This window comes from Candidatus Nitrososphaera sp. 86-2 (genome assembly GCF_056726185.1).
The window spans coordinates 1,102,575-1,125,643 of sequence record NZ_JBWZON010000001.1; the positions used below are offsets into that span (position 1 = coordinate 1,102,575).

The following is a 23,069-nucleotide window of genomic DNA, read 5'->3' on the forward strand; positions in this document are numbered from 1 at the left end:
CTTCAAACGACGCCACGCTCCGCTTCAGGCGGTATGCCTATCCGCTCGACGTAGACAGGTCCCGTGTATTTCTTTGCGCCCTTTGCCGCAAGCCCTTTTTTCATGCGGTGAAAAGTCATCGTGGCGTCGGCTTGCACAGTCTTTTCGTAGGCAGAGCCGGTGTTTGGGTCAAGTCCGGAAGGAACGTCGATGGCAAGGACGTATGCTTTTTTTGACTTGTTTATCGCGTCTATGGCCGACGCGTGGGGGTCTTTGACCTCGCGCTTTATGCCGGTCCCAAATATGCCGTCAAGGATAATGTCTGAAGACAGGATCTTTTTCCGCACCGCGTCGCTCACCTCTTTTCCAAAAATGATTTCAACAGAGTCCATCTTTTCCACTATGCCCCAGTTGAGCTTGGCCTCCTCGCTTTTGATGTCTGACGGGCTCCCTAGCAGGACCACAGACGTCTTTGCCCCGTAGCCGGCGAGGTGGCGCACCGCGACGAGGCCGTCGCCCCCATTGTTGCCGGTGCCGCACACCGCCACTATTTTCTTGTTTTTCAGCTGGTTCTTGAACTTGCCGGCGACAAAATCAGAGATGCCGTGACCGGCGTTTTCCATCATCAAAAACCGGCGCATACCAATCCTGCTGTGGCCGTTTTCCTCTATACTGTACATCTGGTCCGAAGTGATGGGCCTGACCTTCATTGGGCATCCATTCCCTCACGGCAACATAAAAACTAATTCAACTTTCCTTTTCCTTCGCCAGAAATTCCTTCAGGTCGTCGCTGATGTCTGCCACGTCGCCAAGGGTCAGTTGGTCCGGCGCGTCGCCCCTTGTCCAGACGATGTAGCCGTCGTTGTCTACGATTATCGCCTTGGAGCGCTCTAGGTATTTCAAGACCACGTTTATCTTGTACGGGTCCATCGATGGAAGGAGCTTCCGCAGGTCTCGGAGCTTGGGGTAGCTACCGTTTTCAAAGCCGCGGATTGCTGAAAGGAACTCTTCTACTTCCTGCTCGGTCATCTCGTTTCTCGGCCGCGCCTTTCTGTCCGGCTTGTTCCTTCTTTTGCTGCGCTTCATGCAGGGTCAGTGCGGGAATTCAAGCGTCGACTTTTCAAGTTTCAGCACTGGGACGTACAGTGACTGGGCGTCGGTCCCGATGCCGTCGACGTACGAATAGGCGCCGGAGAGCCTCTTGAGCTGGATGAATTTTTTCGGAGGCATGTCGTTCTGCACGATATAGTGGACGGTGGCGCTCCCGACGGTTCCCGTCTGAATAAAGAGCACGTTCTTGCCTCCGTGGTTGATGTGGTAGAGCATAGGGACGACTCCGAGCATCGACTGCGACGAGTAGATTATCACCTTGAGCATGTCGTCAAGCTCCTCGTATTTCAGGTAGACCAGTTCTGGCACGCCATGGGTATGGCTAGAATGGAATATTTCCTTTTTGTTGTCTAAATGTCCGCAGCCTTGCCTGCGCGGCCTGAACATATTGCTCGCTCGTGTCGTATCCTACGAAGTGCCGGCCCGCCTTTAGCGCTGCTATGCAGGAAGAGCCGACTCCGCAAAACGGATCCAGAATGACGTCGCCGGCAAAAGTATACAGCTGGATGCACCGGTACGGAAGCTCTACCGGAAAGGGCGCAGGGTGCCCCACCTTTTTTGCAGACTCGGCCTGGAACGCCCACACGCTTTTCGTGTACTCTAGGAACTCCTCCTTGGATATCGTGTTTTTGCTTCCTGCTGCCGGCTTTCTTGAAAACGAGCCCTTTGAAAATACCAATACATACTCGTGCACGTCGCGAAGCGTCGGGTTTGACGCGGACTGCCAGCTGCCCCACGCCGTGGAGGCGCCGGCGCTAGAACCCTTGTCCCATATCACCTCGCCTCGCATCAGAAACCCGCACGCAAGCATGTCCTGTATGACGTAGCTGTGGAGCGGTATGTACGGCTTGCGGCCCAGGTTTGCCACGTTGATGCACGCCCTCCCGCCGTCTGCAAGCACGCGGTACAGCTCGGAAAACACGCTTTTCAAAAGGGCGCGGTACTGCTCCATCGTAAGGTCGCCGTCGTACTCTTTTCCTACGTTGTACGGGGGCGACGTGACTGCAAGATGCACGCTTTTGTCCGGAAGCTCGTCCATCTTTTCGCTGCTCTTGCAGAATATCCTGTCAAGCGCTTTTTCAGGCACGCTGTTGTTGTTTTCAGGCAGACCGGCGCCCCCTTCTTTGCCGTTGCCATTTGAATACAGCCTGCGCGAGTAGAACCGCGACGAGTCGTGGCTTTCCCGGCGCGACACCCCAAAGTCGCTCGTCCTTGTGGGCGCACGCTTTCTATCCGCCATTCGCCTTTGCCGCGCGCTCCCGCGCTATAAAGATGATGCCATGTACATGGGGCTTTCGTACATAGGACGCCTCTATGCCGCGGTTTCACGAGACTTTTATCTGTTGGCTGAAAAAACGCAGTGGGAACTTGGGAGCCAAGTCATGGCATCGTTAGCGGCAAAAGCGGTGCTTGCGGTCGCGGTCCTCCTTTCTGGGACGCTGCTACTGCAGGCCGCGCAGGCGCAGCAGCCGCCGAGACAAAAGTTCACAGTCTCGCTGTCTGAAACTCTTGCGGCAAGCGACTCTGTATCCAAGGGGCTCTCTCTGAAAAAGAGCGTTGCCGACAGCGTGGCAGCCAAGGACGCGGCTTCAAAGGGCGTTGAAAAGCCCATCCCCAAATCGATTGCCGCAAAGGTGACAATCAAGGATTCAATACGCAAGACTTTCGTACCCGGCGTTCATGAAGTGTCCAGGTCCGTCTTTGAGCAGGTCGCAGTTAAAGACATGGCAAAGGGTCCAAGCATGGCTGCCATCGCAGAGTCCCTCAAGGTCGACGAGCTCCCGCTATTGTCAGGGTCAGTAGTCCCACCGGCGGCGCCGCAGCTGTCCGTGCCTGAGGGGCAAAAGATGTTGACATTCCACTCCGACAGGAACGACTCGGTCACGATAGCGTTTCTGTCGTCCTCGGCAGGCACATACAAAATCGACATAAAGAACGTGAAAGGCGACACGGTAGCGACGTTTGCAGGCGCAATGGCGCAGGGCGAGAACCAGGTAAAGTGGACCGGCGCCGATTCGCAGGGCAAGGCCGCGCCTTCAGGTACGTACACCTACTACATCACCGCAAGGAACGACTCGGGAACAAGGAGCGCCCCAAGCGGAGGGGACGGCAAGATAGTGGTCGCCGGCGCAGATGCAGAGACGCCGGCCGCTCCGGGCAGGCTGGATCTTACTCAGATCCCATTTATGGAGCTCTTGCCGATAGCCTTGCCGGTGGTCGCCGTGGGAGGCGTGGTGGCGTTTCTTGTCAGCAAGAAGAGGAACAAAAAACTCGTTCTGTACCTGCCTCCGGACGCCGCGCCAGTGATTGAAGACATCAGGGAAAAGTACCCGGGAGCAACCGTCGAGGACTTTATGGGCCACGGCGAGCAGGGCTCAAGCAGGTACATGGGCGTCATAATCGACTCCAAAGAGTCCAATGACGATTGGCTGTCAGGCATCATAGCCAAGGCCAAGCAGCTTGCCGGCGTGGACTCGATTAGCCTTAGCTACCGGGGCAAAATGCGGTCCGTGTAGATTATATTCTGCGCAGGCGCGTTTGCACTCGTGGCCGAGAACTCGACTAGGCACATCGACACGCTGCGCGAGATGGAAGCCTACAAGCGCCAGTACCAGGTGCGCTGCAGCCACCACGAGCTTGAATATTCCGCAAAGGAAAAGCGCATCGCGTGTGCCGTGTGCGGCAAGTCATGGACGTTTGTGCAGGAGCGCGGGTATTCGGAGGTAAAGCAGGTCTATTCGGCCGAGCGCGACGACTATATCCCGATGCGCTAAGAGGATGTTGGGAAGTCAAGAGACATGAAAAACAGAAACATCTTCTATTACAGCTTGCATACGATACATACACACACAACTGAGTTAGTTGTCAGTTGGATAACTAAGGCGGGGGCAGATGGGAGACTGAATCATCTTCTCCTACATTGTCAGGGCCGTGAAAACCCAATTCTAGGTTTAATGAAGTAAGTCTCAATCTCTTTTAATCTCTGCATCGAGCCGTTACCATTCCTTAGATCTAGAAAAGATGAATCATCGCGGATCTTTCGTAGCATGAGTACGACCTCTTTGTCTGTCACGCCGTGCTTGACATCGTATTCTATTTGTCTACAGATGTGGTTCAGTCCGCCGTATTTCTTGTGATTTCTTTTCTCAAAGGAAGAAGCGTTTTCAGGCAGACCCTTTACGTACTTTACAACAGTCTTTTGCATGTGTTCAACATGCCATTCTTTCATCGGAAAACTATTTTGCACAGAAAACTTACCGGTAAAGGTAGCGCAAGCCCGCTTATAACCCCAGCTCACGAGCGTCGGAGCAGTTGCATATCAAAAAAAACCTTCATTGCGGTGCACTGGCATACAGGCTATACAGATTTCCGGTCTTGCTGCCTACATAATTCCATTCCTCTGGAGGAAGGGGCAATAGCGCGAATGCGCCTTTCTGTCGCTCATCCAGCACCTCGTACACGTATTGGCCAATTACAATTTGATTTGGTTGCGCAAGACCCGTAATCTTGGATGCCATGCTAATAGTATAGCCAAGAATGTCGTGGTGCGCTTTTTTCGTGTTTATCTGTTTATTGTCAATGACCAAAGACTGAACGTCCCATCCATATTGCACCACTACGTTTTCTCCCACGTCTATTCCGACACGAACGTCCAGCTCAGGGTATCCCTCCTGATTTAGGATGATGTTGAATCCTTCTTTCACTGCTCTAACCATAGACCTTGCACAGTACACGGCGTTTGTGCACGGCATGTACTGATCGGATTTATCAGGAACGACAAAAAATGCAAGTATTGCGTCGCCCAGGTACTTGAGCACGTAGCCGCCATATGCGGATACCACAAGCGACACCTCGTGCGTAAACCCGCGGATTATGGCGGCGAGCTTGTTTACCGGCAGCGTCATTGAAAGCTTTGTCGAGCCGACTATGTCGATGTACAGTATCACGAAAATAGCTTTAGATTCTGCCATTTTTTCAAGGGCATTCTGGGTGTCCTCATTTGATATATCAAATTCCATTTCTCCTGCCAGAGACTTCCACATTGCCAATTGAGCCGATTTGATAATGTTCTCGATGTTAACAATTGCATCAAGATAAAACATGCCTAGAGAAGGTGTATCTGATGCCTGCTTGACAGATTTTCCCTTCTTCTCACCTTCGGCCGCGCCCTCTTTTATTATGCTATCAACTTCTTCTCTGTTAATATCAAGCTGCATCGCAATTACGTCTGGAAAAATGCCTGCCTGATACAGGTTCATGACAGCTTGTCTTGTTCTTGGTTGCAACTTGGGTATTCCTACCTTTATTGAGCATCATTACATGCTCATTCCTATTAACACATTTTGCTTATCATTTTCTTCCTTTGAGATCAATTGATCCTGCTCTTTGTTTTGAATGGCTTAATAGAGGCTTGCGCATATCGTATGTACGTAGAGTGTGAAAGAAAGAGCATATGACTTCTGCCATAGTGTTATTGAATTGCCGGTTCCCTTTTGATATCGGAATTATTAATGAGCTTAACAAGTTATCCGCCGTAAATTTTGTCTATAGAACATCGGGAATCTATGACTTGATAGTGAAAGTCACTGCAAATACGGAAAACGAACTTCATGAAACCGTTGGCACCGAAATCGGTACAATCCACAATGTGGATTCTACTCTCACAATGCTCATTGCCTAGAAGAATGCCAAATGACCTTTGGGCGCGGATATGTACGCACATCCATCCATCCATCCATCATGACGTTGCCTTCATCTCGCAGTGATCACTCGCGTGAGAAACAATTGCCTATGGATGCACACGTCGAACGTGCAGATGATCAAAGTCTAGATATCTTCTCTTCATCTCAATAATCCTGTCGACTACCTCGTCGCGCACAGCTCCCAACCTAAGCATTAGTGTGTCTCCCTTGACGAAAAGGGCGCGCACAGAAATGGGATTCTTCGTTCTGTTCCGATCTATGTTACAAAAGTTACCCGATGCAATGTAAGTTCAATATACAACAAAAAAAATCAGAAAGGGTATGCTATTATTTGGATATCCTTAAGAATGATGTTTTCATTAAAGTAATAATGGCAAAAATAATGAAAAGAAGTAAAAACTCTACAAAGAAGAGTGTGAATGCAAAATCAGGTTACAGAAGAAGATCAGCCTGATTCACTCAGTTTTGTATCACACTCCTTTCATTTGGTTCTGCAATCAAGTGTCACGCGAGGGAAGATCATTGCGTTGAGTTGTGTGCACTGGAGAGACAGCAAGAGTTTTGATGGAGTCGAGTTCTTTTGTGAATTCCCTAACCCTGTTTCTGATGCTGACCTCCGTCACACCTGCTGCTTCTGCAATGGTCCTCTGGGTCATGCCGCTGCAGCTTTTTCTGCAGGCTATGTACAGGACTGTTGCGGCAAAGCACATTGGCGCCTTGCCAATCTGCACTTTGGTTCCGGCAATGTCGCGCATGAGAGATATCGCCTGTCTTCTTATCTTCTCGTTTATCTGCGTCTTGTTTGCTATCTTGATGACACACTTCATTGGATCTATCAGTGGGACTTTGATGTCCAGTTCTGTGAGTAAGAGTCTGTAATAGCGCGAGACATCTCGGCGTTTGATGTTGCTGACGGCAGTGATATCTTTGAGTGTTACAGGTGCATCCAGTTCCCTGCACGCCAAGTAGACACATGCGCCAAGGAGTGCGGAGATGCTCCTTCCACGCACCATTTTCTTATCGTGGGCCTTTCTGTAAATGTAAGCCGTCTTTTCCACCATCGTGTCTGACAAGCCCAGCTTGGCGCGTATCCTGTGAAGTTCGTCAAAAGCCTTTTCGAGACCCCTGTCTGAAGGTGCGTCAAGCTGTATCCGGTGGTCCCACGTTCTCAGCCTGTTAATCATGTAGCGAGTGTTCACATCAAGGAGCCTTCCGCTTGCGTCTCTGTTTGTCTTTCCGATGGTGGTGGAGAGGCCCATATCGTGCCTCGCCAGTGAGGTGTGCATTCCTGTCCTGATCCTCTTGTCAGATTCTGAGCCAAAGTCGCGCCACTCCGCGCGGGTTTCAGATGCCTTATCTGACAATACTAGACCGCAGTTACTACAGACAACCTCGCCGGATTCTTGGTCTGAAATCAGGCTGCAGTTGCAAACAGAACATAGAGTTGAGACTTGCAATACTGTAACGGGATAACTATCTTACATTCCCCAAGCCTGCCATATAAACACCCGCATTTCTGACATGGAGCAGAAGATTACTTTGCAAAGAAAGCCTTTAGTCATGGCTTCTCGGCAGGGCAAAAAAACCATCCTTATTTTTATTCTCTGAAGACGAGCCCCTTTCTGACCAAGACAAGGAAAATCAGGTATTCAGCATCTTCACAGACAATTATCCAAGACATCCATGCAAACGTACCATTTAAAGAATGATCTGTATACGCTGCAAGAAATTCAAGTCTGTCCAACGGCACAACATGGCGGCCAGGCTCGACAGAGGCTTCAATGTTGTCGCGGAACCGACTGTACCCTCTATCGATAGATATTATCATAAAAACTGCAAAGATTAGGAAGACTAGGCTGGCCCACTGAAACTTCCTAGAGAACCAATATCTCAGTACACGCTTGAATCTCTTGTTGTGCTTCTTGCCATACCCGCTCTTTAGAAAGAGTGTGACAATTAGAAATGTAATCCCTATCGCCCCTAGGCTGCCGAACCAATGTAGACCGTACAAGATGATGCATATGGTAATAGCGATCCCAAGCCAACAGCCTAGTACAATTATTCTGTCCTTGAGCGGCGGTATTGTCGTGGTAGTTGAGCTGTCAGTCAGAGTTGTTTTCGCCGTGGGACAGCTACACAGTTAAACTCTATATGCAGTACGGACAAACTCTAGGTCTGACCATATTTTTCCTGCGATTTTGTTGGTGGTCTTGATGATCTATTCGGCCTATGTTCTATCAAAAAGACCCTAATGGCAAAAAAAATCGTTTCTTGCAACCTCCTGTACACAGAAAAGCTCCCCTTCCCTTCTCCCACTCATACATTGTAAGAGATACTTGATGTTCACACCTCGGATCTCCCTAGGCAGGTCCATATTTTTTGGTGGAAATGCTCGAATTATTCCCACAGGTCTGAACATCTTGCTATAATATGTGCCGGGCAAGCTTCAATGAAGATGGTCTCTTTGCGTCGCCGGCCCTTCTTAAGGTCGACCGACTCGTCGCCGTATGCAATGTGCAGGGCGCCTACTTTAAGGGGTATCTCATAATATGAAGGATCTTGTCAGAAACATACTCGTAGGTTGCGATAGCTGTGAGGAGATACATGTATTCAACAAGTTTCCACTCGTTACGCTTTTTGGGATAATAACTCGCAACAATATGTGTGGCTGCCGCTGTCACGAAAAACCAAACATAAAGTAACCAGCATTTATGAAGAAGAAGACTCTGCCATGTTCATGTCAAAATCAAATCGCACCGGTCAATTCCGTGCCCACAAGTCTCTCCAGAACTTTTCTTCCAAGGACAGCGACGTGCTGAAGCCTAGATAATGACCGTCCATCCATCCATCGAATGGCTACAACCAAGGGAATAGTCACTCCAAGGATCCAATATTATCTAGGAGATGATGCCTATGAAGTATGTGAGCAACCTCGGACATAATAGGGTTCATTGAGGTCATAACGCACAATCCATTCTTTCTGAAATATGGATTGGTCGGACTTTTCTTAAACGGGTTGCTCTCGTCAGTCGTTCCCATTCCTACAGAGTTAACGACCATTGCGCTGTTGGCCGGCGGCGAGAGCAAATTGAGGGTTTTCACTGTCTTGACCACAAGCTCCATAATTGGCGGATTTGTCGCCTACTATCTTGGTAGAACCGGCAAGACAATTTTCAGGCGTTTGCATAAAAAGCCCAAAAAACAAGATGAGGAGAAAAGTCATGGTTTGCTGGCAAAATATGGATGGGTTGCCATCTTCTTTTGTTCATGGATTCCCGTACTGGGAGAAGTCATACCAATCGTAGCAGGAACAAAAAAGTATGACATCCGAAAATTCGCCGTTGCGATGTCTGTGGGTAAAGCGATAAAGATTTTGGCAATCGTATATGCGGGCAGCTTTTTCACCACATCATTTCTGCCTTAGTTAGTGTGTGTATGTTGTAATAACCGTGTGCGTGTTAACCTGAAATAATAAACATAGTAATAAGAAAAAACCAACGTGGTACTTTCCGTTCTGTTAAAAGAGAGGCAGTTGCCACATTATTTTTGTGCAGTCTTGTCGGGTTTTGTATTTCTTCTTACTGAGTTGTTGGTGCAGTCAATTCTGCAGTTGCAAACCTTGGGCCTACATTGGTGACCCTCACCTTGCTGGTCTGACCAACTTTGCCGTTCTTCACAAAGATAACAAATCCCTGTACTCTGGCAATGCCGTCGCCTTGTCTGCTCGTTTCAGTAATCTGTACGTCGTATTCTTTACCTGTTTCTACAGGCTTTGGACCAAAGTTTCCTCCGCCAAAGCCTCTTCTTTCACCGTATGACATTAGTTAATGGAAGGTATCCGTCTCTGCAATATAAACGGAGGATATACCTGATTGCGGTGAAGCTCATGAAGATTCGAACTATATGATAGTTCATGTCCCTTAACTTCTCAACGTCGCCAAGAGTGTTGTTTTTATCCCACGCCGCAAATTTTCACCACGTGACCATAGCATTATTCCAGCTGCGGCTCCAGGAGCTCAAAAACGCGAATGCCAAGGAGGACAGGATGAACCTCTACCGCAGGTACTTTGCTTCAAGCAGGTATAACCGTTTGCTCATCCAGCAGGTGCTGGTAAGGTCGGCAGGCGACCCATTGCTCGAAAAAAAAGTCGTCGCGATGGAAAAGGAGCACAACTCGGACTTTGCAAGGACTGTAGGGCAGGTGAAAAAGTGGGGCTATTACGAAGAGTTCCTTTCCGCGGTAAAAGAAGAGGACAACGCGCTGGTGCGCATAATAGAGGCGTACGACAAGCGCATGAAGACCGCTGATTAGCCCCGCACCGTCTCGACTACTATCTCGCGCTTGAACACTGCCCGGCAATAGTTGTGTACGTGGGTATAGTCGTCGATTTTGCCGCACTGGCCGCATTCCCAGCTAACGTGCTCGCGGCATCCCATGCAGAACGAATGAGGAATCAAATAAGCGCCGCACTCGCGGCATGATTGCTTGTTGTACATTATTACCCGTTGAAAATGGTATGCCGGCAGATTATATCAGACCAAGTGTGAGCTGTTGTGTATTTGCAAGTAAAATTGTAGAATCATAAGTATATCTGTGGATTTTGCAGGAAACCTTGTATCTCATGCACTATTATTCGTCAGATGCCTAATGCGCAAAATAGTATAATACCGGCGCCGACAACAGCGTTTCCGTGGCAATCAAAAAGATCAAGTGCGACTGCGGCAAGTTCATAGAGTACACCGACCGCGTCGTCGGCGGCCAGAACGCGCAGGCGGGCACGCTCGTGTGCTCAAAATGCAGCAAGGAGCACCAGATAACCTTCCTCGGCTTTCTAAGCGAGATAAAGAACGCCAGCCTAAAGCGGTAGCAGTATAGCCGCTTTCAAAGCGGTATCCTTTTAGACATCCTGCCTCTGAGATGGCCTAATGAACAGGTACCTCATTATTGCGCTTGCCATAGCTGCCAGCGCGGTGCTTGCAGTTAGCACCGTGACGGCCTCGATGGCGGCAAACGACAACCAGAGTGTTGCACAGTCGCTAGGACTGGGCTTGAAGTTCAAAGACTACAAGGACGGCGTGTTCAAGGTGATGGCAGGAGGAGGGGGACCAAATGCGCCCCTGACAAAGTTCCTACCGCAAAAGGCCACGATAAAGGTGGGTGAAAGCGTCATGTGGTTCAACCCGACCAGAGTTGGCGAGCCACACACAGTGACGTTTGTCCTGAACCAGACGCAGATGACAGACTTTATGGCGCCGTTTGTAGTGAACAACTCGACAGGCATCACGCCGCTTGCGCCGAACTCTGAGGCGATAACCATGGCAGGGCCGGGAGGCGCCACCGTAGTAGTAGGAGCAAATGCAAGGGCATTCCTGCCCGTCACGATTGCGTCCGACGGCAACGTGATGAAGCTGCCGCCAAACGGTAACTACACGATGGCCGGCACAGAGCAGTACATCAACTCGGGCTTTATCTGGCCAAAGGGGATGACGCCACAGGGTCTGCCGCCGATTGACACCTTTACTGTCAAGTTCGAAAAGGCGGGGACATACGACTACGTCTGTGTAATCCACCCGTGGATGACAGGCGAAGTAGAAGTAAAGTAAGTAGCAGGGCTGGCGCCCTTTTTTCCTTTTTTTATTTTTTGAAGAAAAAAGATAGAGAGATAGAGTATTCCGAGACCCGCGGCCCTGCGGCTGCCTGGCTCACCTAGCGCCTTTTTGGCCTAGCCTTTGCCTTTTTCTTCTTTTGCTTCTTGGCAGCTGTTGGCCTTGGCGCAGGAGCACTCTTGATCTTGGCGACGCGCTTTTGCAGCTGCGTTATCTGTGACGCGAGTTTTTTGTTCTGCGCCGCTACCTGTCTTGCGTGGCCTGCGCTCTCTTTTTCTGCCCTCTTGAGCGAGTCGAGCACCTGGCCGAGCATCTTGTTGGTCTTTTCAAGGACCTTGGCGTTCTTTTTTATCCTCGAAAGAGCCTGGGCTATCATGACTTCCTCGTTGGTCACGGTGCGCTCTGGCAGGGGCATCGTCGACGATGATGACTGTTGCTGCTGTGTTTCGCTCACTTGCTCTGCGCTGCTGGTAGCTTCTATTGCGGTCATGGCCGGCGGCATTTCGGTGTCCCCTTCTGTAGACATATACGGGCTGTGGTAGAAGGCGCTATCTAAAATCATTTACTGCAAAAAAACTCTAGAATTTGCCGGACAGCACGAGCACTATTTCGATTGCTATCAGGACGACGATTATCGCCTCCAGCATCAGCATCGTCCTGTCCATCTTTATGAACCGGGTATTCTGCAGCGAGTCGTAGACCATCGTGTAGATTTCACCCAACCTGTCAAGTTTCCTCGTCACAGAATCTACCAAGTCCTGCAGTTCAAACACCTCGCCCAGAGTCTGGCACAGGGAGGAGAATATCCTAGCCCTCGGACTTCCCCGGGCGACCTTCATGGCCGAGACTATCTCTAGTAGCTCCAGCCTCAGGAGGTGGATCTCGTTTATCTTTTCTCCAAGCTCCCGGTCGGCCTTGGACTCGGCTCTTGCGAGGATGTCGTAGGACTTGCCCAGCATGTCATCAAGGAGTGAGTCATAGACTCGCAGCTGGAGCTTTTGGAGCAGGTACAGCTCTACCGCCCTTGACACCGGAAAAGCCTCCATGTTCTTTACAAAGCCAAACGCCCCCCTGAAGTCCGCGATGAAAAAGTTGTCCCTGTACGCGTAGCGGTTGCCGACTATCTCGTCCACCTCATCCATGCAGAGCCGCTCAAAAGGCTCCTTTCTCAGCAGGCCGACAATCTCCTTTCTGCTTTTCCCTATGAGGTCCCTGTTGCCCTCCTTGACCACTATGAGCCTGTACCTCTCTTCATAGTCCACGCTGGCGTACGGGCTTGTTATGAAGGGCTTGATGTCCTCCTTTATCCTGTGGGCAAGATCCCTTGCATAGTCGGCCATCGGGACGGAGGCGCCCCGCACGGCCACCACCCCGTCTTCTGCCCTTGAAATTATTTCAAGCGCCTCGGAAAAACCCTTGTTCTTTACCGGCACGTTTATCCTGACTAGGATTCCGCCCACGGAAAAGACCTTTATCTCTACGCAGCATTTTATTCCGCAGACCTCCACCGCGTCTTTGGCTGCAATCCTGACTCCCTCCTCTACCCATGACGAGCCTGTAACCCGCTCCCGGTACGCTTTTCCGTACTCTTGCAGCCTGCCTTCGAGGTCCTTGGGCTGGACCTCGCCTCCGATATCCGAGACATAGATGAAGACGAGCTCGCCTTCCTGAATCATGAAGAAAAACCGTACAGTATATCGGCTTTATCGTATAAAAGAAATTTCGGCTGCATGCAACAAGATTCTATAAAAAGTCCGGCGGGTTGCAGAGAGAGAAAAAATCCTGCCGGCGCTATGTGTCGTTATTTTGGCGGCGCGTCGAGGGGCACTGGGTACTTTATCACGTCGCCCGTGCTTCCTATCTGCAGCTGCCCGAGGTCCTTGAGCGTATTGATGTCGCTCATCTTGATGAGGTTGCCTGCCGACACGGTGTACAGCACATTTCCAATGTAGAACGACCTGCTGCTTCCCTGTATCCCGTAGTAGGGATAATAATAGTCGGTCGCGTTGTTAGAGTGCTCCACCGTACCCTTTAGCGCGATTCCACCGTCGGCGCTCACGCCAAAGACGTAGAACCCGCGCCACACCTTTGGAGGAAGGTAGCGCCCGTCAGGCGCGTACTTGGCATCTTCCGCGTCGTACTTTGTCACAGGAATCGAAAGCACGTTTGGATTCTCTTTGCTGAACAAGAGCACCTTGTGGTTCTGCAGCACTTCCGAGTCGGTGTCCTGCCCCGGTATCGTATAGTCGTTGACCAATCTTGGGTTCTTTACGTCTGACACGTCAAAGAGTGCCAGCTTTACCCCGGTCGGCACGACTCCGCCGTAGCCGTTGTCCTTGGTGTCCTTGCCGATGCCGATTATGTGAGTCTCGTCGTACGGGTGCAGGTACGTAGAGTAGCCGGGCAGTTTCAGCTCACCGAGCACCTCCGGCGTGTCCTGGGAAAGGTCTATCACAAAGAACGGGTCCACTCTCTGGAACGTCACGAGGTACAGCCTGTCGCCGATAAAGCGGGTCGAGTACATCGCCTCGCCAGGCTGTATCTGCTCCAGCTTGCCCACGGTCTGCATGTCTTCCCTGTCGAGCACGTACACATTGCTATAGAGGCCCTGCGCGTACGGCGAGTAGTATTCGACAGTGGTCGCGACCCTGAATCTGTTGCCGCTCTCGTCCATCGAGAACTGGTTCAAGAGCCTGCCTGGGACCTCACCTCTCGCCTTGTAGTCAATCTCGCCGTTTGGCCCGATTGCTATCCTGTGTATGACAGTTCTCGTCGCGTCCCTCTGCGCCTGCAAGTCATAGTCGGCAAGCGATTTCTGGATTTTTTCAAACAGCTGCGACTTGTCAGACTCGCTCATGCCGTTGTACGTGTCCTGTAGGATTGTCGCTATCCTGTCCCACTTGTCGGATGAAGGTATCGACGCATCTGCGTCCACGGCCTTTACCTTGTCCTGCGCGTCCTGCGGCAGGAGCGGAACCACCGCTGCAAAGAACCTGTCGCGGCTTGACTGCTCGTAATAGTTGTACGGCAGGTATTTCTGGTAGGCGATGTAGATGCTATCCTGCGACACGTACAGGGTCGAGGCAGGGTTCATCATGAACGTCTTTGAATTCAGGTTGTCGTCCTTGCTCGCTAGACCTATCGAAGTCACGGTGTTAAAGTTGTAGTACGGCTCTGGGTTCCTGAAGTAATAGATATCAGGCTCTACGACCGTCCTTGACGACTCTACCACCTTTGGCACCAGCGGCTGGCGGTAGCTGTACAGGTCGCTTGTCGTGACGAGATACACGCGGTCGCCTATCATCCTTGCGTCGTGGTACGTGCCGCTCACCACATAGTCGTGGACCGTCTTGGGGTTTGCCCTGTCAGTGATATCCAGCAGGAGGGCGTGAGTCTTTGGTGCGTACACGGGCTGCGGCGCAAACTCGTACTGCGGGATGACATAGTCCTGCGCGTACTCTGTATAGAACACGACAAGCGTGTCGTTGTTCAGGAACATCTCTTGCAGGTACTGGCTACCGCTCTTGATGTCAAGGCCGACCTTGGCTACTATTGTGGCGTTCTCTGGCGGATAGACAGAGGATATTGTGAGTTTGTCGCCGGACAAGACGTACGCATACCTGCCGTCGTTTTTGACAAAGTCGGGCTCGTCGACTCCGGCCACCTGGTTGTTTGTGCCAGAGAACGACGGACTGCCGGTTTGCGCATTGTCGGCAGGGGTGCTTTTTTCAGCGTTTGACGAGAGCGGCGCCGGCGGAAGCATTTGCTGCTGCGATGTAGAGCCGTCCCTTGTAACGGCTGCTCCTCCAGCAGGGCCATAAGAGGCAATACCGCCAGGGGCAGACCCAAACGGTATCCCGGTCTGGGCGGTCGAAAACGCGTTGCGGCTGGCCTCGACGTTTGTCAGAAACGCCCGCAGCTCGTCAATCGAGGAGAACTTTGCAAGGTTCTGGGTGGACGCCGTTACAAGGGCGGCAGGAGCGCCGGCAGTGCCGTTTCCGCCCGTAAAGGCCGCCGGGCTGGACCCCCGGGTGATAATGCTGCTCCCTATAGACCCCAGCACTAGCACAAAGCCGATAGCGGCGGCAATCCCAATCCCAGCCATCCCGTACATCGAGTAACGTGCCATTTTCTGTTCTCTGAACCTCTCTACCGTCATTATTAACCAACCTATACATCATTAATCTACACTTTAGAACACCCTTTTTGGTGTCTGCGTTTCATTTTTTACGGCCAATTTCGACAGATAGCGTATTATCATTTTAGGGTGCATAATTTTTACAAGCTCTGATATAATATTTATAAAAAAACGGCCTGCAAGATAGCTCGTCAACTGACTATAAAACAGCCGTTCTGGAACGCAGAACAGCCCCTTGGAACGCGTTCTGAACCCTAGGCTTAGTTATCCTACCCTTGTAATATAGGGCGTCATGTCATACCAGAACATGAAGAACAACCGCAATATTGTGCTGATTGCAGGCATACTTGCAATCGGCCTCGTGGCGGCCAGCATACTTGGCGGCCAATCAATGACAGCAGCTGCGCAACAGCAGCCAGCACAGAACAACAACGGCAACAGTACCAAGCCTACCGTGAGCACCACCGGCACATCAAGCACCAATGTCACACCTGACAAAGTCAGCGTGACAATCGGCGTCGAGACAAACAGTACAACCGCAAAGGACGCGGTCGCTGCAAACGCCCAACTGATGCAGAAGGTGATTGATGCGCTCAAGGCACTCGGCATCACCGACAGCCAGATCGCCACCAGCCAGTACAGCGTCTTTCCGATATACGGCTCGACAAACCCTGTGTGCATCGACATCTACCCGCGACCCCCAGGATGCGAGCCAAAGGACGTGATAACCGGCTACAAGGCAGTCAACTCTGTAACGGTGACGGTTGACGCAAGCTCTGACGTCGGCAAGATAATTGACACGGCCGTAGGCGCAGGCGCAAACAACGTGAACGGTGCATACTTCTTCATCTCGGATGAAATGCAGCAGGAGATCCGCGACAGCCTCATTGCAAAGGCGATCGACAACGCAAGGAGCCGCGCAGACAAGGCCGCAGCAGCGGTGAACATGAACGTCACGGGCGTCCAGTCGATAAACCTGGGCGACGTCTACTTCCCAGTCGCCTACAAGAGCTTTTCCGAGGCAGCAGTTGGCGGAGCGCCAGTACCGACCCCGATACTTCCGGGCCAGCAGCAGGTCACGATGAACGTCCAGGTCGTCTTCACGATGGGTTAAGGCAGGCAATCAGACAGACGGCCGCCCCCATCTTCCCCTCCCTTTCTTTTCTTTTCTTTTCTTCTCTCTCATTATTTTAACGTCTTGTAAAGCGCAAGCCTCTTCTTGAGAAGCCCTATTTCCTCATCTTTTGCCTTTAGCTTTTCCTTCAGCTTCGCTATCTCTTCCAGCAGTTCCTGCCTGCTTCTCTTGTCGTTGTCCGTGTGCCTGTAGCCGGAGACGGCCATCGGCAATAGTCGCACGGCGCAAAGAAAAGGCATCGACAGCTGCCAAATTTACCCCTTGCTATATTATATTTCACAACAAAGTTACAGGAGCGCACACCGGTCTCAAGTTATATTGAATTGGTTCATCATAAACTAAAAAAAAGGATGGCGATGGTTTAATGACGCTCACAGCCTCAAGACTGTTTCAATTCGCAGTGCCGCTATAATACACGATATGCTGACTAGTTAATAGTTTCAAGCTTGGCGGATAGTTTTTAGACGAGATTCTGTCGTGAAAAATCAATATTCTGCATACTATACATTTTTCAGCAATAAAAAGAGTACATTGTACACGCAATGGTTTTAATGAATAACAAGAAAACTAGGGGCAGAAGGTACGCGATTCCATAACCTTCCCCCAAAAGTCTAATCGGGGTCAGACGCGAGCTGGCGACATTTTTTTGGATCGCCAGTTCCCTCTGATCTCCCTTCCACGCCACTGCCTTTGCCTTTAGCCTGGTGGATACTTACAGAACCTTTCTCCTGAATTCTTAATACCATTTTTTGCGCATTCCCGGCATGGGAGTACTGACGTGGATAGTGGTTGGAATAGTAGTCCTTGCCATAATCGGCCTTGGGTGGCAGACCTTCTTTTCCGGCATAGTCCAGGGCGCCAGAAAGATAGGCGACAACCCCGTCATAGAGAACGTGACAAACGCCGCCAGGGACAAGCTTGACAACTTGACGGGCGATATAGTGATAATGAGGCCCGCGTAACAATAGCACGTCTGTGAGCGAGACTAATACTATCGTCGAGGTGTATTTTGACGGCCTGTGCCTGCCGAAAAACCCGGGCGGCATTGCGTGCTATGCCTACCTCGTCAAGGAGGAAGGCCGGCTCGTGCACAGCGATTCTGGAGTGGCGGCAGAGCCAATGTCCGCCGGCGCCACAAACAACGTAGCCGAGTACACCGCCCTCATAAGGGCGCTTGAGTGGCTCGACGAAAACGGCTATTCCTCTCGCAGGGTCGAAGTCAAGGGCGACTCGCAGCTTGTAGTCAGCCAGATGAACGGCGAGTTCCGGGTGAAAAACAAGCAGATAATCCCCCTCTTCCAAAAGGCCGCGCTCTTGAAGAAAAAGTTCCGCGATGTCTCGATAACATGGGTCCCCCGCAAGTATAACAGCGAGGCCGACAAGCTGAGCGAGAGGGCGTACAACAACGCGCTGCTGGAAAATCCGGGCCTCCTTGACAGGATAAAGTAAGATATTCTCCCTGCGCGGCAAAGAAAAATGACCGACCAGTCAGTATACTTATTAGCCCCCGGCAGCAATCAACTACCGTGAGCATCCTGGGAGGGAGCTTGAGAGGAATATGCCCAAGGTGACAAGCGCACACAAGGCGCAGGTGCGCGACAGGATAGTCCAGGCTGCGATGGAGAGTTTCTCGCAGACCGGCTACGACAAGACCAAGATGGACGACATTTCGCGCCGGCTGGGCCTGAGCAAGGGCACGCTATATCTATACTTCAAGAGCAAGGAGGAGCTCTTTCTGGGCGTATGTGAGAGGAACATGAAGGCGGGCGACAATCAGGACGCGCACCTGTTCACAAAGAAGGAAAACGCCGCCTCTGACGCAGAAGAGATCTATGACAACATCCGCCGGCGCGAGCGCGGAAACGACAAAGTGTTGCTAGAGATGGTAGTCGAGTCTACCAGAAACCCCCGGCTCAAAAAGGTGATGTACGAGCACCACCTCAAGGTCCACGAACATGTACTGGAAGGGCTCAAAAAGAAAACCGAGGAGGGCTTTATCAGAAAGGACGTTGACGCCCTCGGCCTTGCGATGGCACTCGTCGCGCTCTACGACGGCCTTGCGATTAACAGGATGCTTGGCGTCAGCGACCCAGTGAACAAAAGGGCGTGGGTGGCGATGCTAAAGGCAGTCATCGCCGGCTACTCTAACTAGATATTAATCGCTGTACGTGACCTTTGTCATCCTGGCCTGCTCGGGGTCCGCAGGGGCGTCGTTTGCGTCGGTTTTTAGCGCTGCAATCTTGTCGACGACTTCCATCCCCGAAGTCACCTTGCCAAAGACCGTGTACTGGCCGTCGAGAAAGTTAGAGTCTTTCAGCACGATAAAGAACTGCGAGCCGGCGCTGTTTGGATCCATCGACCGGGCCATCGACAGCACCCCCCGCGAGTGCTTGGTCTTGTTGAACTCGGCTTTTACGCTCCATCCCGGGCCTCCCGTCCCCCACCGGCCCTTGTTTGTCGCACTCTTTGTCAGAGGATCGCCTCCCTGGATTACAAACCCGGGCACTATTCTGTGGAACAGCGTGCCGTCGAAAAAGCCGCTTGATGCAAGCTTTTTGAAATTCTCGACGTGCTTGGGCGCAACTTCCGGAAAGAACTCGATTGCAATGTCGCCGTGCTTTGTCTGGATCTTGGCAGTTGGCATATTATAATGACAGCATTGGTTGCCATTGGCAGGTATTTGAACCTGCACGAGGGAAAAGGTCATCTATCTGAATCGACAATCATCTAATATCACATCATGCACGAGTACCTCTCACCGCTAAAGCCACAGTACAGCGAGTGCAAGTGGTGCGGCAAGCGCACGGCCTACTTGTGCATCCGGTGCAATTACTGCTATTCATGCCACCCCGTGATAGAGTACGCCAGAAAGGCTGGCATAGACGCGGCCTGAGACATATACCCTCTCTCCCTCTCCCGGAGGTATACGTCACATTATAAGGGCCGGGACAAGCTCTTGTGCACTTGCGGCATTTCGTCGGGTGCGCGGGATGGAGGTTTGGTAACTTTTATCCTCAAGCCCTTGCGCCAAAGGACTACCTTTCCCACTATTCCCGGGTGTTTGACGCAGTCGAGGTGGGCGTGCCGGCCACCTACGAGCACTCGTTCTGGAGGTGGGCGCATGAGACGCCGGAAGGCTTTCGCTTTGTTGTCAGGATACCAGAGCAGGCCACGACAACAACAGCAGTAGCAGAAGAGGACGGCGCGCTAGGGAACCTGCTTGAAGCCTTCAGGCCGATAGAGGAAAAGACGCTTGCAGTTGTAGTCAGGGCGCCGCAGGGGCTCGCGCTGTCCGACGGGCAGCGCTGGCTTGAGAGGGTGCTTGCCACGTGCACTTACCACGGCTACTCGGCAATTCTGGACTTTTCCCACCCCTCGTGGTTTCAGGATACCGCTTACAACATCCTGAGAAAGCACGGCGCGGCCCTGTACTGGAGGAGCGGCGGCAAGAGCGCGCAGGCAGCCATCACGTCGGATTTCATTTTCCTCAGGCTGGCAGGCGACGGCGGCAACTGGAAGGCCGAGCTTGAAAAGGCCCTCAGAGAAGCAGGGCAGGACAGCCAGATCGACATGTCTATAATAATTGCAGACAGCCCGGGAGGCGCAAACGCCGCGCTTGTACACCTCGGCCTGCCAGAGCGCAAGTACTCGGGCCCCATGCCTGCGCCTGCCCTGCCCGTGCCTGCGCCGAGGTGGCCGGGCAACAGCAGGATGGTCCTCTGCGTCGACCTCAACGCGTTCTACCCCTCCTGCGAGGAGCTGCGCGAGCAAGCCCTCAGGGGCAGGCCGCACGCCGTGATAATGACGGACCAGCCCGTCGGCAAGATAACGCGGGGCGTGGTGTCGTCCTGCTCGTACGAGGCGCGCCGGTTCGGCGTCAGGTCGGCCATGCCCCTTGCAAGGGCGCTTGCTCTGTGCCCCGACATGGAGCTTCGGCCCGTCGACATTGCGTACTACAAGCAGGTGTCTGAGAAGGTGATGCAAGTCCTTTCAGGGTTTGCAGACGTGATAGAGCAGGCAAGTATAGACGAGGCATTTCTCGACTGCACCGGTAGAGTCGGCGACGCAAGTCCCCACGAGTACGCGTCGGCGGTCAAGAGGGCGGTAAAAGAGGGGTGCGGCCTGTCGGTCTCGATAGGGGTGGCGCCGTCCAAGTCGGCAGCCAAGATAGCGTCGGATTTCAAAAAGCCGGATGGAGTCACCGTGGCCTACCCTGACAGGCTGCAGGACTTTCTTGCGCCCCTTGAGGTAGGTAGGATCTCTGGCATCGGCCCCAAGACCCAGCAGGAGCTGAAAAAGATCGGCATTTCCACGATAGGCCAGCTTGCGGCCTGCGACGTGCAAAAGCTCACGTCGCGATTTGGCAGGAACGGGCTGTGGATGTGGCAGGTGGCGACGGGCGCAGAAAGCGAGCCGGTAGTCCCAAGGGAGGACCACGTCTCGATAAGCACTGAGCACAGCCTAGAGGTGTACGCAAAGGACAGAAAGGAAGTCCTTGCAGAGCTGACCGCTCTTTCTGACGAGCTGTACGCCAGGGTGGCAGGGCACGGCTACCTGTTCCGCACGGTGGGTGCCAAGATAGTGAAGGCCGATTTTTCAATCGAGACGAGGGAGATGTCGTACCAGGGCCCGCAGCAGAGGCGCGAGAGCATACTTGCCGCAATACCGCAGCTGGTCGACAGGTTCGACCTTGGCGCGCCGGTCAGAAAGGTCGGCCTGCGCGTGACCAACCTGAGCCACCCCGGGAAGCATGAGGCGCAACGGACGCTCCTCGATTTTGTTGAAGGAGGACAAGGGTGAACACGTTTTCCGCGGCGCGTCTACAATGTCAACCCACAGCATTTATAGCTGCAGTCCAGCGACACATCATCATATTATGGAACAGGGTTCCGGAACACTGGTTCACGACGACAGGCTGTTTTACTGCGAGCGCTGCAGCACCGTGTTCCTGTCAGACGAGGACGCGCACATGCACGAAAAGCTCCTTGGCCACGCCATGTTCCGCCTTGTGCCGGAACAAGGTTGAGCCGCATCCGACTTGCATATATGTAACACATGCGGATGTATATCTAATGGACGCAGGCGCAAAGCGATTCCTATACCAGCAAATGATCTGGCTTGGAATCTATTTTGCAATAAGCATCGTAATCACCATGTTCATCGACTTTCCTTACTCGCTCATGGTGCTCTTGCCCGTCATCTTTGGCATCGCATACTACCGCAGGTACCGCTTCATGAAGCAGATTGGCGGCCAGCAAGGGTCGATGTTTGGAAACCCCTTTGGCCAAAAGAGCGGCATCGACTATTACTGCCTGAACTGCGGCACCAAGCACAACAAGGTGTCGTGCCCTAACTGCGGCTCGAAGATGAAAAAAGCGGGGTTCTAGGGTCAGAATCCCGCCGCGGCAAGTTTACAAAGACAAAGTATCGAAGGTTTGGTTGTGCCTTTTCGACCAGATAATTACAAGGTAGACGGAAAACCCTGAAGGCCCCAGCCTATCGCATTGCCCATGATTGATGCGGTTTCTGCCGCATCAGTGTTGTTACCAAATGCAAGACCGTTGTGCCCCCATGGCATGAAACGACTTTCTGTGGCAATAATGTATGAAACCATGATGATTGACAAAACAATGGACCGCAAAACTACGTACAGCACGTATTTTTGCAGCTTCTTGATCCTGTAAAATGCCCACAAGTCCGGAATTGGTAGGAACGTAAAGACAATCTGCCAGCCCACGTTGACTCTACCGGTCGCAGGCAACTAGCTTTGCAAGCGCGACAGACTATTTATTTTCGCAGATCATTTTTGTGTATGATAGTAGTAGTGGCGGTTGATGATGATGCAAGGCCGGCGTGCAGTGTACAATTTTTCATTTTATTCGTACCCGCCGTGGCGCAAAGAAGGATGATGATAGTGCGTATCCAGAAACTTGCTTCAGAGAAAGAAAAAAGAGAGGAAACGTCATCCTCTCGTTATTCTGCGTTAGAGACTCAGCAGCCGCAGCTGTCGTACTGCCAGTTGCTCTCTTCTTCGTCGTCGCTGCTGCCGCTTGCGTCGCCACCGTTTCCGCCGTTGCCGCCATTACCACCGTTGCCGGCATCGCCTGAACCGAAACTATTGCCGCCATTTCCACCATTGCCTCCGTCGCCGCCATTTCCGGCGACTGCATCGCCAATGGCATCGCCGCCATTTCCACCGTTACCACCGTTTCCTCCATCGCCGGCATTGCCGGAACCATAGCTGTTACCTCCGTTTCCACCATTGCCGCCGTTACCACCGTTCCCGCCGCTGCCGGAAGCAAACGCGTGGACAGGCGTGCCAAAGGCGTATGTTGCTATTACGGCACCCAGTACCAACATCGATAGGAATGCCGTTTTGTTTTTCATGATGCTATTC

The 23,069-nt window shown here is 52.1% G+C and carries 31 protein-coding genes; 15 read left to right on the top strand and 16 right to left on the bottom strand.

What is annotated here, in order from left to right; genetic code table 11:
- Positions 1-2 precede the first annotated feature (2 nt).
- Genes ACYOR7_RS06725 through ACYOR7_RS06740 form a run of 4 tightly spaced genes read right to left on the bottom strand, consistent with a single transcriptional unit; the run spans position 3 to position 2,329 of the window.
- A complete protein-coding gene (locus tag ACYOR7_RS06725; RefSeq protein WP_294805260.1) occupies positions 3-689 on the bottom strand; it encodes an NAD(P)H-hydrate epimerase in 687 nt (228 codons plus the stop codon).
- Positions 690-726: 37 nt separating this feature from the next.
- Positions 727-1,065, bottom strand: a complete 339-nt coding sequence (locus ACYOR7_RS06730; protein ID WP_294805258.1) for a hypothetical protein — start codon at positions 1,063-1,065, stop codon at positions 727-729.
- Positions 1,066-1,071: 6 nt separating this feature from the next.
- On the bottom strand, positions 1,072-1,398 hold the full coding sequence (locus tag ACYOR7_RS06735; protein ID WP_294805256.1) for a hypothetical protein: 327 nt from the start codon (positions 1,396-1,398) through the stop codon (positions 1,072-1,074).
- 13 nt (positions 1,399-1,411) lie between these two features.
- Positions 1,412-2,329, bottom strand: coding sequence for a DNA-methyltransferase (locus ACYOR7_RS06740; RefSeq protein WP_294805255.1), 918 nt, complete (start codon positions 2,327-2,329; stop codon positions 1,412-1,414).
- Positions 2,330-2,375: 46 nt separating this feature from the next.
- Here ACYOR7_RS06740 and ACYOR7_RS06745 point away from each other — a divergent pair, with 46 nt between their 5' ends.
- Both ACYOR7_RS06745 and ACYOR7_RS06750 read left to right on the top strand, forming a co-directional pair.
- Entirely contained in the window at positions 2,376-3,605 is a 1,230-nt protein-coding gene (locus tag ACYOR7_RS06745; RefSeq protein WP_479913464.1) for a FlgD immunoglobulin-like domain containing protein, read from the top strand.
- 30 nt (positions 3,606-3,635) lie between these two features.
- Complete coding sequence (locus ACYOR7_RS06750) at positions 3,636-3,863, top strand: hypothetical protein (protein ID WP_294805251.1); 228 nt, start codon at positions 3,636-3,638, stop codon at positions 3,861-3,863.
- Positions 3,864-4,012: 149 nt separating this feature from the next.
- Here ACYOR7_RS06750 and ACYOR7_RS06755 read toward each other — a convergent pair whose 3' ends face one another.
- Both ACYOR7_RS06755 and ACYOR7_RS06760 read right to left on the bottom strand, forming a co-directional pair.
- Entirely contained in the window at positions 4,013-4,294 is a 282-nt protein-coding gene (locus tag ACYOR7_RS06755; RefSeq protein ID WP_294805249.1) for a hypothetical protein, read from the bottom strand.
- 127 nt (positions 4,295-4,421) lie between these two features.
- Positions 4,422-5,375, bottom strand: coding sequence for an adenylate/guanylate cyclase domain-containing protein (locus tag ACYOR7_RS06760; RefSeq protein ID WP_479913465.1), 954 nt, complete (start codon positions 5,373-5,375; stop codon positions 4,422-4,424).
- A gap of 167 nt (positions 5,376-5,542) precedes the next feature.
- On the opposite strand from ACYOR7_RS06760, the gene ACYOR7_RS06765 reads away from it, so the two are divergent.
- Positions 5,543-5,770 (top strand): Lrp/AsnC ligand binding domain-containing protein, encoded by a 228-nt coding sequence (locus ACYOR7_RS06765; protein WP_479913466.1) that lies wholly within the window; start codon positions 5,543-5,545, stop codon positions 5,768-5,770.
- Positions 5,771-6,289: 519 nt separating this feature from the next.
- Here ACYOR7_RS06765 and ACYOR7_RS06770 read toward each other — a convergent pair.
- On the bottom strand, positions 6,290-7,249 hold the full coding sequence (locus ACYOR7_RS06770; RefSeq protein ID WP_479913467.1) for a transcription initiation factor IIB: 960 nt from the start codon (positions 7,247-7,249) through the stop codon (positions 6,290-6,292).
- Positions 7,250-8,808: 1,559 nt separating this feature from the next.
- On the opposite strand from ACYOR7_RS06770, the gene ACYOR7_RS06775 reads away from it, so the two are divergent.
- Positions 8,809-9,216, top strand: coding sequence for a YqaA family protein (locus tag ACYOR7_RS06775; protein WP_479914455.1), 408 nt, complete (start codon positions 8,809-8,811; stop codon positions 9,214-9,216).
- Positions 9,217-9,370: 154 nt separating this feature from the next.
- On the opposite strand, the gene ACYOR7_RS06780 is transcribed toward ACYOR7_RS06775, so the two are convergent.
- Entirely contained in the window at positions 9,371-9,613 is a 243-nt protein-coding gene (locus ACYOR7_RS06780) for a TRAM domain-containing RNA chaperone (protein ID WP_294805746.1), read from the bottom strand.
- Positions 9,614-9,771: 158 nt separating this feature from the next.
- Here ACYOR7_RS06780 and ACYOR7_RS06785 point away from each other — a divergent pair, with 158 nt between their 5' ends.
- Positions 9,772-10,104, top strand: a complete 333-nt coding sequence (locus ACYOR7_RS06785; protein ID WP_479913468.1) for a hypothetical protein — start codon at positions 9,772-9,774, stop codon at positions 10,102-10,104.
- On the opposite strand, the gene ACYOR7_RS06790 is transcribed toward ACYOR7_RS06785, so the two are convergent.
- Positions 10,101-10,289, bottom strand: coding sequence for a hypothetical protein (locus ACYOR7_RS06790; protein WP_294805742.1), 189 nt, complete (start codon positions 10,287-10,289; stop codon positions 10,101-10,103). The genes ACYOR7_RS06785 and ACYOR7_RS06790 overlap by 4 nt on opposite strands.
- 194 nt (positions 10,290-10,483) lie before the next feature.
- On the opposite strand from ACYOR7_RS06790, the gene ACYOR7_RS06795 reads away from it, so the two are divergent.
- Positions 10,484-10,660 (top strand): hypothetical protein, encoded by a 177-nt coding sequence (locus ACYOR7_RS06795; RefSeq protein WP_294805740.1) that lies wholly within the window; start codon positions 10,484-10,486, stop codon positions 10,658-10,660.
- A 58-nt stretch (positions 10,661-10,718) separates the two neighbouring features.
- Positions 10,719-11,396 carry a cupredoxin domain-containing protein gene (locus tag ACYOR7_RS06800; protein WP_294805738.1) on the top strand — a complete coding sequence of 226 codons (678 nt, stop codon included), beginning with the start codon at positions 10,719-10,721 and terminating at the stop codon, positions 11,394-11,396.
- A 103-nt stretch (positions 11,397-11,499) separates the two neighbouring features.
- On the opposite strand, the gene ACYOR7_RS06805 is transcribed toward ACYOR7_RS06800, so the two are convergent.
- The 3 genes from ACYOR7_RS06805 to ACYOR7_RS06815 all read right to left on the bottom strand — a co-directional run bounded on the left by ACYOR7_RS06805 (position 11,500) and on the right by ACYOR7_RS06815 (position 15,528).
- Positions 11,500-11,925: a hypothetical protein gene (locus ACYOR7_RS06805; RefSeq protein ID WP_479913469.1), complete on the bottom strand. Its 426-nt coding sequence runs from the start codon at positions 11,923-11,925 to the stop codon at positions 11,500-11,502.
- 52 nt (positions 11,926-11,977) lie between these two features.
- Positions 11,978-13,075, bottom strand: a complete 1,098-nt coding sequence (locus tag ACYOR7_RS06810; RefSeq protein ID WP_294805734.1) for an RMD1 family protein — start codon at positions 13,073-13,075, stop codon at positions 11,978-11,980.
- A gap of 125 nt (positions 13,076-13,200) precedes the next feature.
- A complete protein-coding gene (locus ACYOR7_RS06815) occupies positions 13,201-15,528 on the bottom strand; it encodes a beta-propeller domain-containing protein (protein WP_479913470.1) in 2,328 nt (775 codons plus the stop codon).
- A 301-nt stretch (positions 15,529-15,829) separates the two neighbouring features.
- Here ACYOR7_RS06815 and ACYOR7_RS06820 point away from each other — a divergent pair, with 301 nt between their 5' ends.
- Positions 15,830-16,651, top strand: a complete 822-nt coding sequence (locus ACYOR7_RS06820; RefSeq protein ID WP_294805730.1) for an SIMPL domain-containing protein — start codon at positions 15,830-15,832, stop codon at positions 16,649-16,651.
- Between the two features lie 71 nt (positions 16,652-16,722).
- Here the strand turns inward: ACYOR7_RS06820 and ACYOR7_RS06825 are convergent, their stop codons facing one another.
- A complete protein-coding gene (locus ACYOR7_RS06825; RefSeq protein ID WP_479913471.1) occupies positions 16,723-16,878 on the bottom strand; it encodes a hypothetical protein in 156 nt (51 codons plus the stop codon).
- Between the two features lie 558 nt (positions 16,879-17,436).
- Here ACYOR7_RS06825 and ACYOR7_RS06830 point away from each other — a divergent pair.
- The 3 genes from ACYOR7_RS06830 (at position 17,437) to ACYOR7_RS06840 (ending at position 18,824) form a co-directional block, all read left to right on the top strand.
- A complete protein-coding gene (locus tag ACYOR7_RS06830) occupies positions 17,437-17,634 on the top strand; it encodes a hypothetical protein (protein WP_294805728.1) in 198 nt (65 codons plus the stop codon).
- 13 nt (positions 17,635-17,647) lie between these two features.
- Positions 17,648-18,121, top strand: a complete 474-nt coding sequence (rnhA, locus tag ACYOR7_RS06835) for a ribonuclease HI (protein ID WP_294805727.1) — start codon at positions 17,648-17,650, stop codon at positions 18,119-18,121.
- Positions 18,122-18,230: 109 nt separating this feature from the next.
- On the top strand, positions 18,231-18,824 hold the full coding sequence (locus ACYOR7_RS06840; protein ID WP_479913472.1) for a TetR/AcrR family transcriptional regulator: 594 nt from the start codon (positions 18,231-18,233) through the stop codon (positions 18,822-18,824).
- 3 nt (positions 18,825-18,827) lie between these two features.
- Here ACYOR7_RS06840 and ACYOR7_RS06845 read toward each other — a convergent pair whose 3' ends face one another.
- Positions 18,828-19,316, bottom strand: coding sequence for a peptidylprolyl isomerase (locus tag ACYOR7_RS06845; RefSeq protein WP_294805725.1), 489 nt, complete (start codon positions 19,314-19,316; stop codon positions 18,828-18,830).
- Positions 19,317-19,412: 96 nt separating this feature from the next.
- Between ACYOR7_RS06845 and ACYOR7_RS06850 the strand changes: the two genes are divergently transcribed.
- From ACYOR7_RS06850 to ACYOR7_RS06865, 4 genes are all read left to right on the top strand, one after another.
- Positions 19,413-19,565 carry a hypothetical protein gene (locus ACYOR7_RS06850; protein WP_294805724.1) on the top strand — a complete coding sequence of 51 codons (153 nt, stop codon included), beginning with the start codon at positions 19,413-19,415 and terminating at the stop codon, positions 19,563-19,565.
- A 71-nt stretch (positions 19,566-19,636) separates the two neighbouring features.
- On the top strand, positions 19,637-21,472 hold the full coding sequence (dinB, locus tag ACYOR7_RS06855; RefSeq protein WP_479913473.1) for a DNA polymerase IV: 1,836 nt from the start codon (positions 19,637-19,639) through the stop codon (positions 21,470-21,472).
- 76 nt (positions 21,473-21,548) lie between these two features.
- Positions 21,549-21,698, top strand: a complete 150-nt coding sequence (locus tag ACYOR7_RS06860) for a hypothetical protein (RefSeq protein WP_479913474.1) — start codon at positions 21,549-21,551, stop codon at positions 21,696-21,698.
- Between the two features lie 46 nt (positions 21,699-21,744).
- Complete coding sequence (locus ACYOR7_RS06865; protein WP_294805721.1) at positions 21,745-22,059, top strand: hypothetical protein; 315 nt, start codon at positions 21,745-21,747, stop codon at positions 22,057-22,059.
- 74 nt (positions 22,060-22,133) lie between these two features.
- Here ACYOR7_RS06865 and ACYOR7_RS06870 read toward each other — a convergent pair whose 3' ends face one another.
- The gene (locus ACYOR7_RS06870; protein ID WP_479913475.1) at positions 22,134-22,433 is read right to left on the bottom strand and encodes a hypothetical protein; all 300 of its coding nucleotides are present in this window, start codon (positions 22,431-22,433) and stop codon (positions 22,134-22,136) included.
- A gap of 230 nt (positions 22,434-22,663) precedes the next feature.
- Positions 22,664-23,059, bottom strand: a complete 396-nt coding sequence (locus ACYOR7_RS06875) for a hypothetical protein (protein WP_294805720.1) — start codon at positions 23,057-23,059, stop codon at positions 22,664-22,666.
- Positions 23,060-23,069 lie beyond the last annotated feature (10 nt).

What these genes read in the sequence shown, in the direction of transcription:
- ACYOR7_RS06725 (WP_294805260.1), bottom strand. Translation starts at nt 689, where the DNA reads ATGAAGGTCAGGCCCATCACTTCGGACCAGATGTACAGTATAGAGGAA.
- ACYOR7_RS06730 (WP_294805258.1), bottom strand. Translation starts at nt 1,065, where the DNA reads ATGAAGCGCAGCAAAAGAAGGAACAAGCCGGACAGAAAGGCGCGGCCG.
- ACYOR7_RS06740 (WP_294805255.1), bottom strand. Translation starts at nt 2,329, where the DNA reads ATGGCGGATAGAAAGCGTGCGCCCACAAGGACGAGCGACTTTGGGGTG.
- ACYOR7_RS06745 (WP_479913464.1), top strand. Translation starts at nt 2,376, where the DNA reads ATGGGGCTTTCGTACATAGGACGCCTCTATGCCGCGGTTTCACGAGAC.
- ACYOR7_RS06755 (WP_294805249.1), bottom strand. Translation starts at nt 4,294, where the DNA reads ATGCAAAAGACTGTTGTAAAGTACGTAAAGGGTCTGCCTGAAAACGCT.
- ACYOR7_RS06765 (WP_479913466.1), top strand. Translation starts at nt 5,543, where the DNA reads ATGACTTCTGCCATAGTGTTATTGAATTGCCGGTTCCCTTTTGATATC.
- ACYOR7_RS06780 (WP_294805746.1), bottom strand. Translation starts at nt 9,613, where the DNA reads ATGTCATACGGTGAAAGAAGAGGCTTTGGCGGAGGAAACTTTGGTCCA.
- ACYOR7_RS06790 (WP_294805742.1), bottom strand. Translation starts at nt 10,289, where the DNA reads ATGTACAACAAGCAATCATGCCGCGAGTGCGGCGCTTATTTGATTCCT.
- ACYOR7_RS06800 (WP_294805738.1), top strand. Translation starts at nt 10,719, where the DNA reads ATGAACAGGTACCTCATTATTGCGCTTGCCATAGCTGCCAGCGCGGTG.
- ACYOR7_RS06805 (WP_479913469.1), bottom strand. Translation starts at nt 11,925, where the DNA reads ATGTCTACAGAAGGGGACACCGAAATGCCGCCGGCCATGACCGCAATA.
- ACYOR7_RS06810 (WP_294805734.1), bottom strand. Translation starts at nt 13,075, where the DNA reads ATGATTCAGGAAGGCGAGCTCGTCTTCATCTATGTCTCGGATATCGGA.
- ACYOR7_RS06815 (WP_479913470.1), bottom strand. Translation starts at nt 15,528, where the DNA reads ATGGCACGTTACTCGATGTACGGGATGGCTGGGATTGGGATTGCCGCC.
- ACYOR7_RS06820 (WP_294805730.1), top strand. Translation starts at nt 15,830, where the DNA reads ATGTCATACCAGAACATGAAGAACAACCGCAATATTGTGCTGATTGCA.
- ACYOR7_RS06825 (WP_479913471.1), bottom strand. Translation starts at nt 16,878, where the DNA reads ATGGCCGTCTCCGGCTACAGGCACACGGACAACGACAAGAGAAGCAGG.
- ACYOR7_RS06830 (WP_294805728.1), top strand. Translation starts at nt 17,437, where the DNA reads ATGGGAGTACTGACGTGGATAGTGGTTGGAATAGTAGTCCTTGCCATA.
- ACYOR7_RS06840 (WP_479913472.1), top strand. Translation starts at nt 18,231, where the DNA reads ATGCCCAAGGTGACAAGCGCACACAAGGCGCAGGTGCGCGACAGGATA.
- ACYOR7_RS06845 (WP_294805725.1), bottom strand. Translation starts at nt 19,316, where the DNA reads ATGCCAACTGCCAAGATCCAGACAAAGCACGGCGACATTGCAATCGAG.
- ACYOR7_RS06850 (WP_294805724.1), top strand. Translation starts at nt 19,413, where the DNA reads ATGCACGAGTACCTCTCACCGCTAAAGCCACAGTACAGCGAGTGCAAG.
- ACYOR7_RS06860 (WP_479913474.1), top strand. Translation starts at nt 21,549, where the DNA reads ATGGAACAGGGTTCCGGAACACTGGTTCACGACGACAGGCTGTTTTAC.
- ACYOR7_RS06865 (WP_294805721.1), top strand. Translation starts at nt 21,745, where the DNA reads ATGGACGCAGGCGCAAAGCGATTCCTATACCAGCAAATGATCTGGCTT.
- ACYOR7_RS06875 (WP_294805720.1), bottom strand. Translation starts at nt 23,059, where the DNA reads ATGAAAAACAAAACGGCATTCCTATCGATGTTGGTACTGGGTGCCGTA.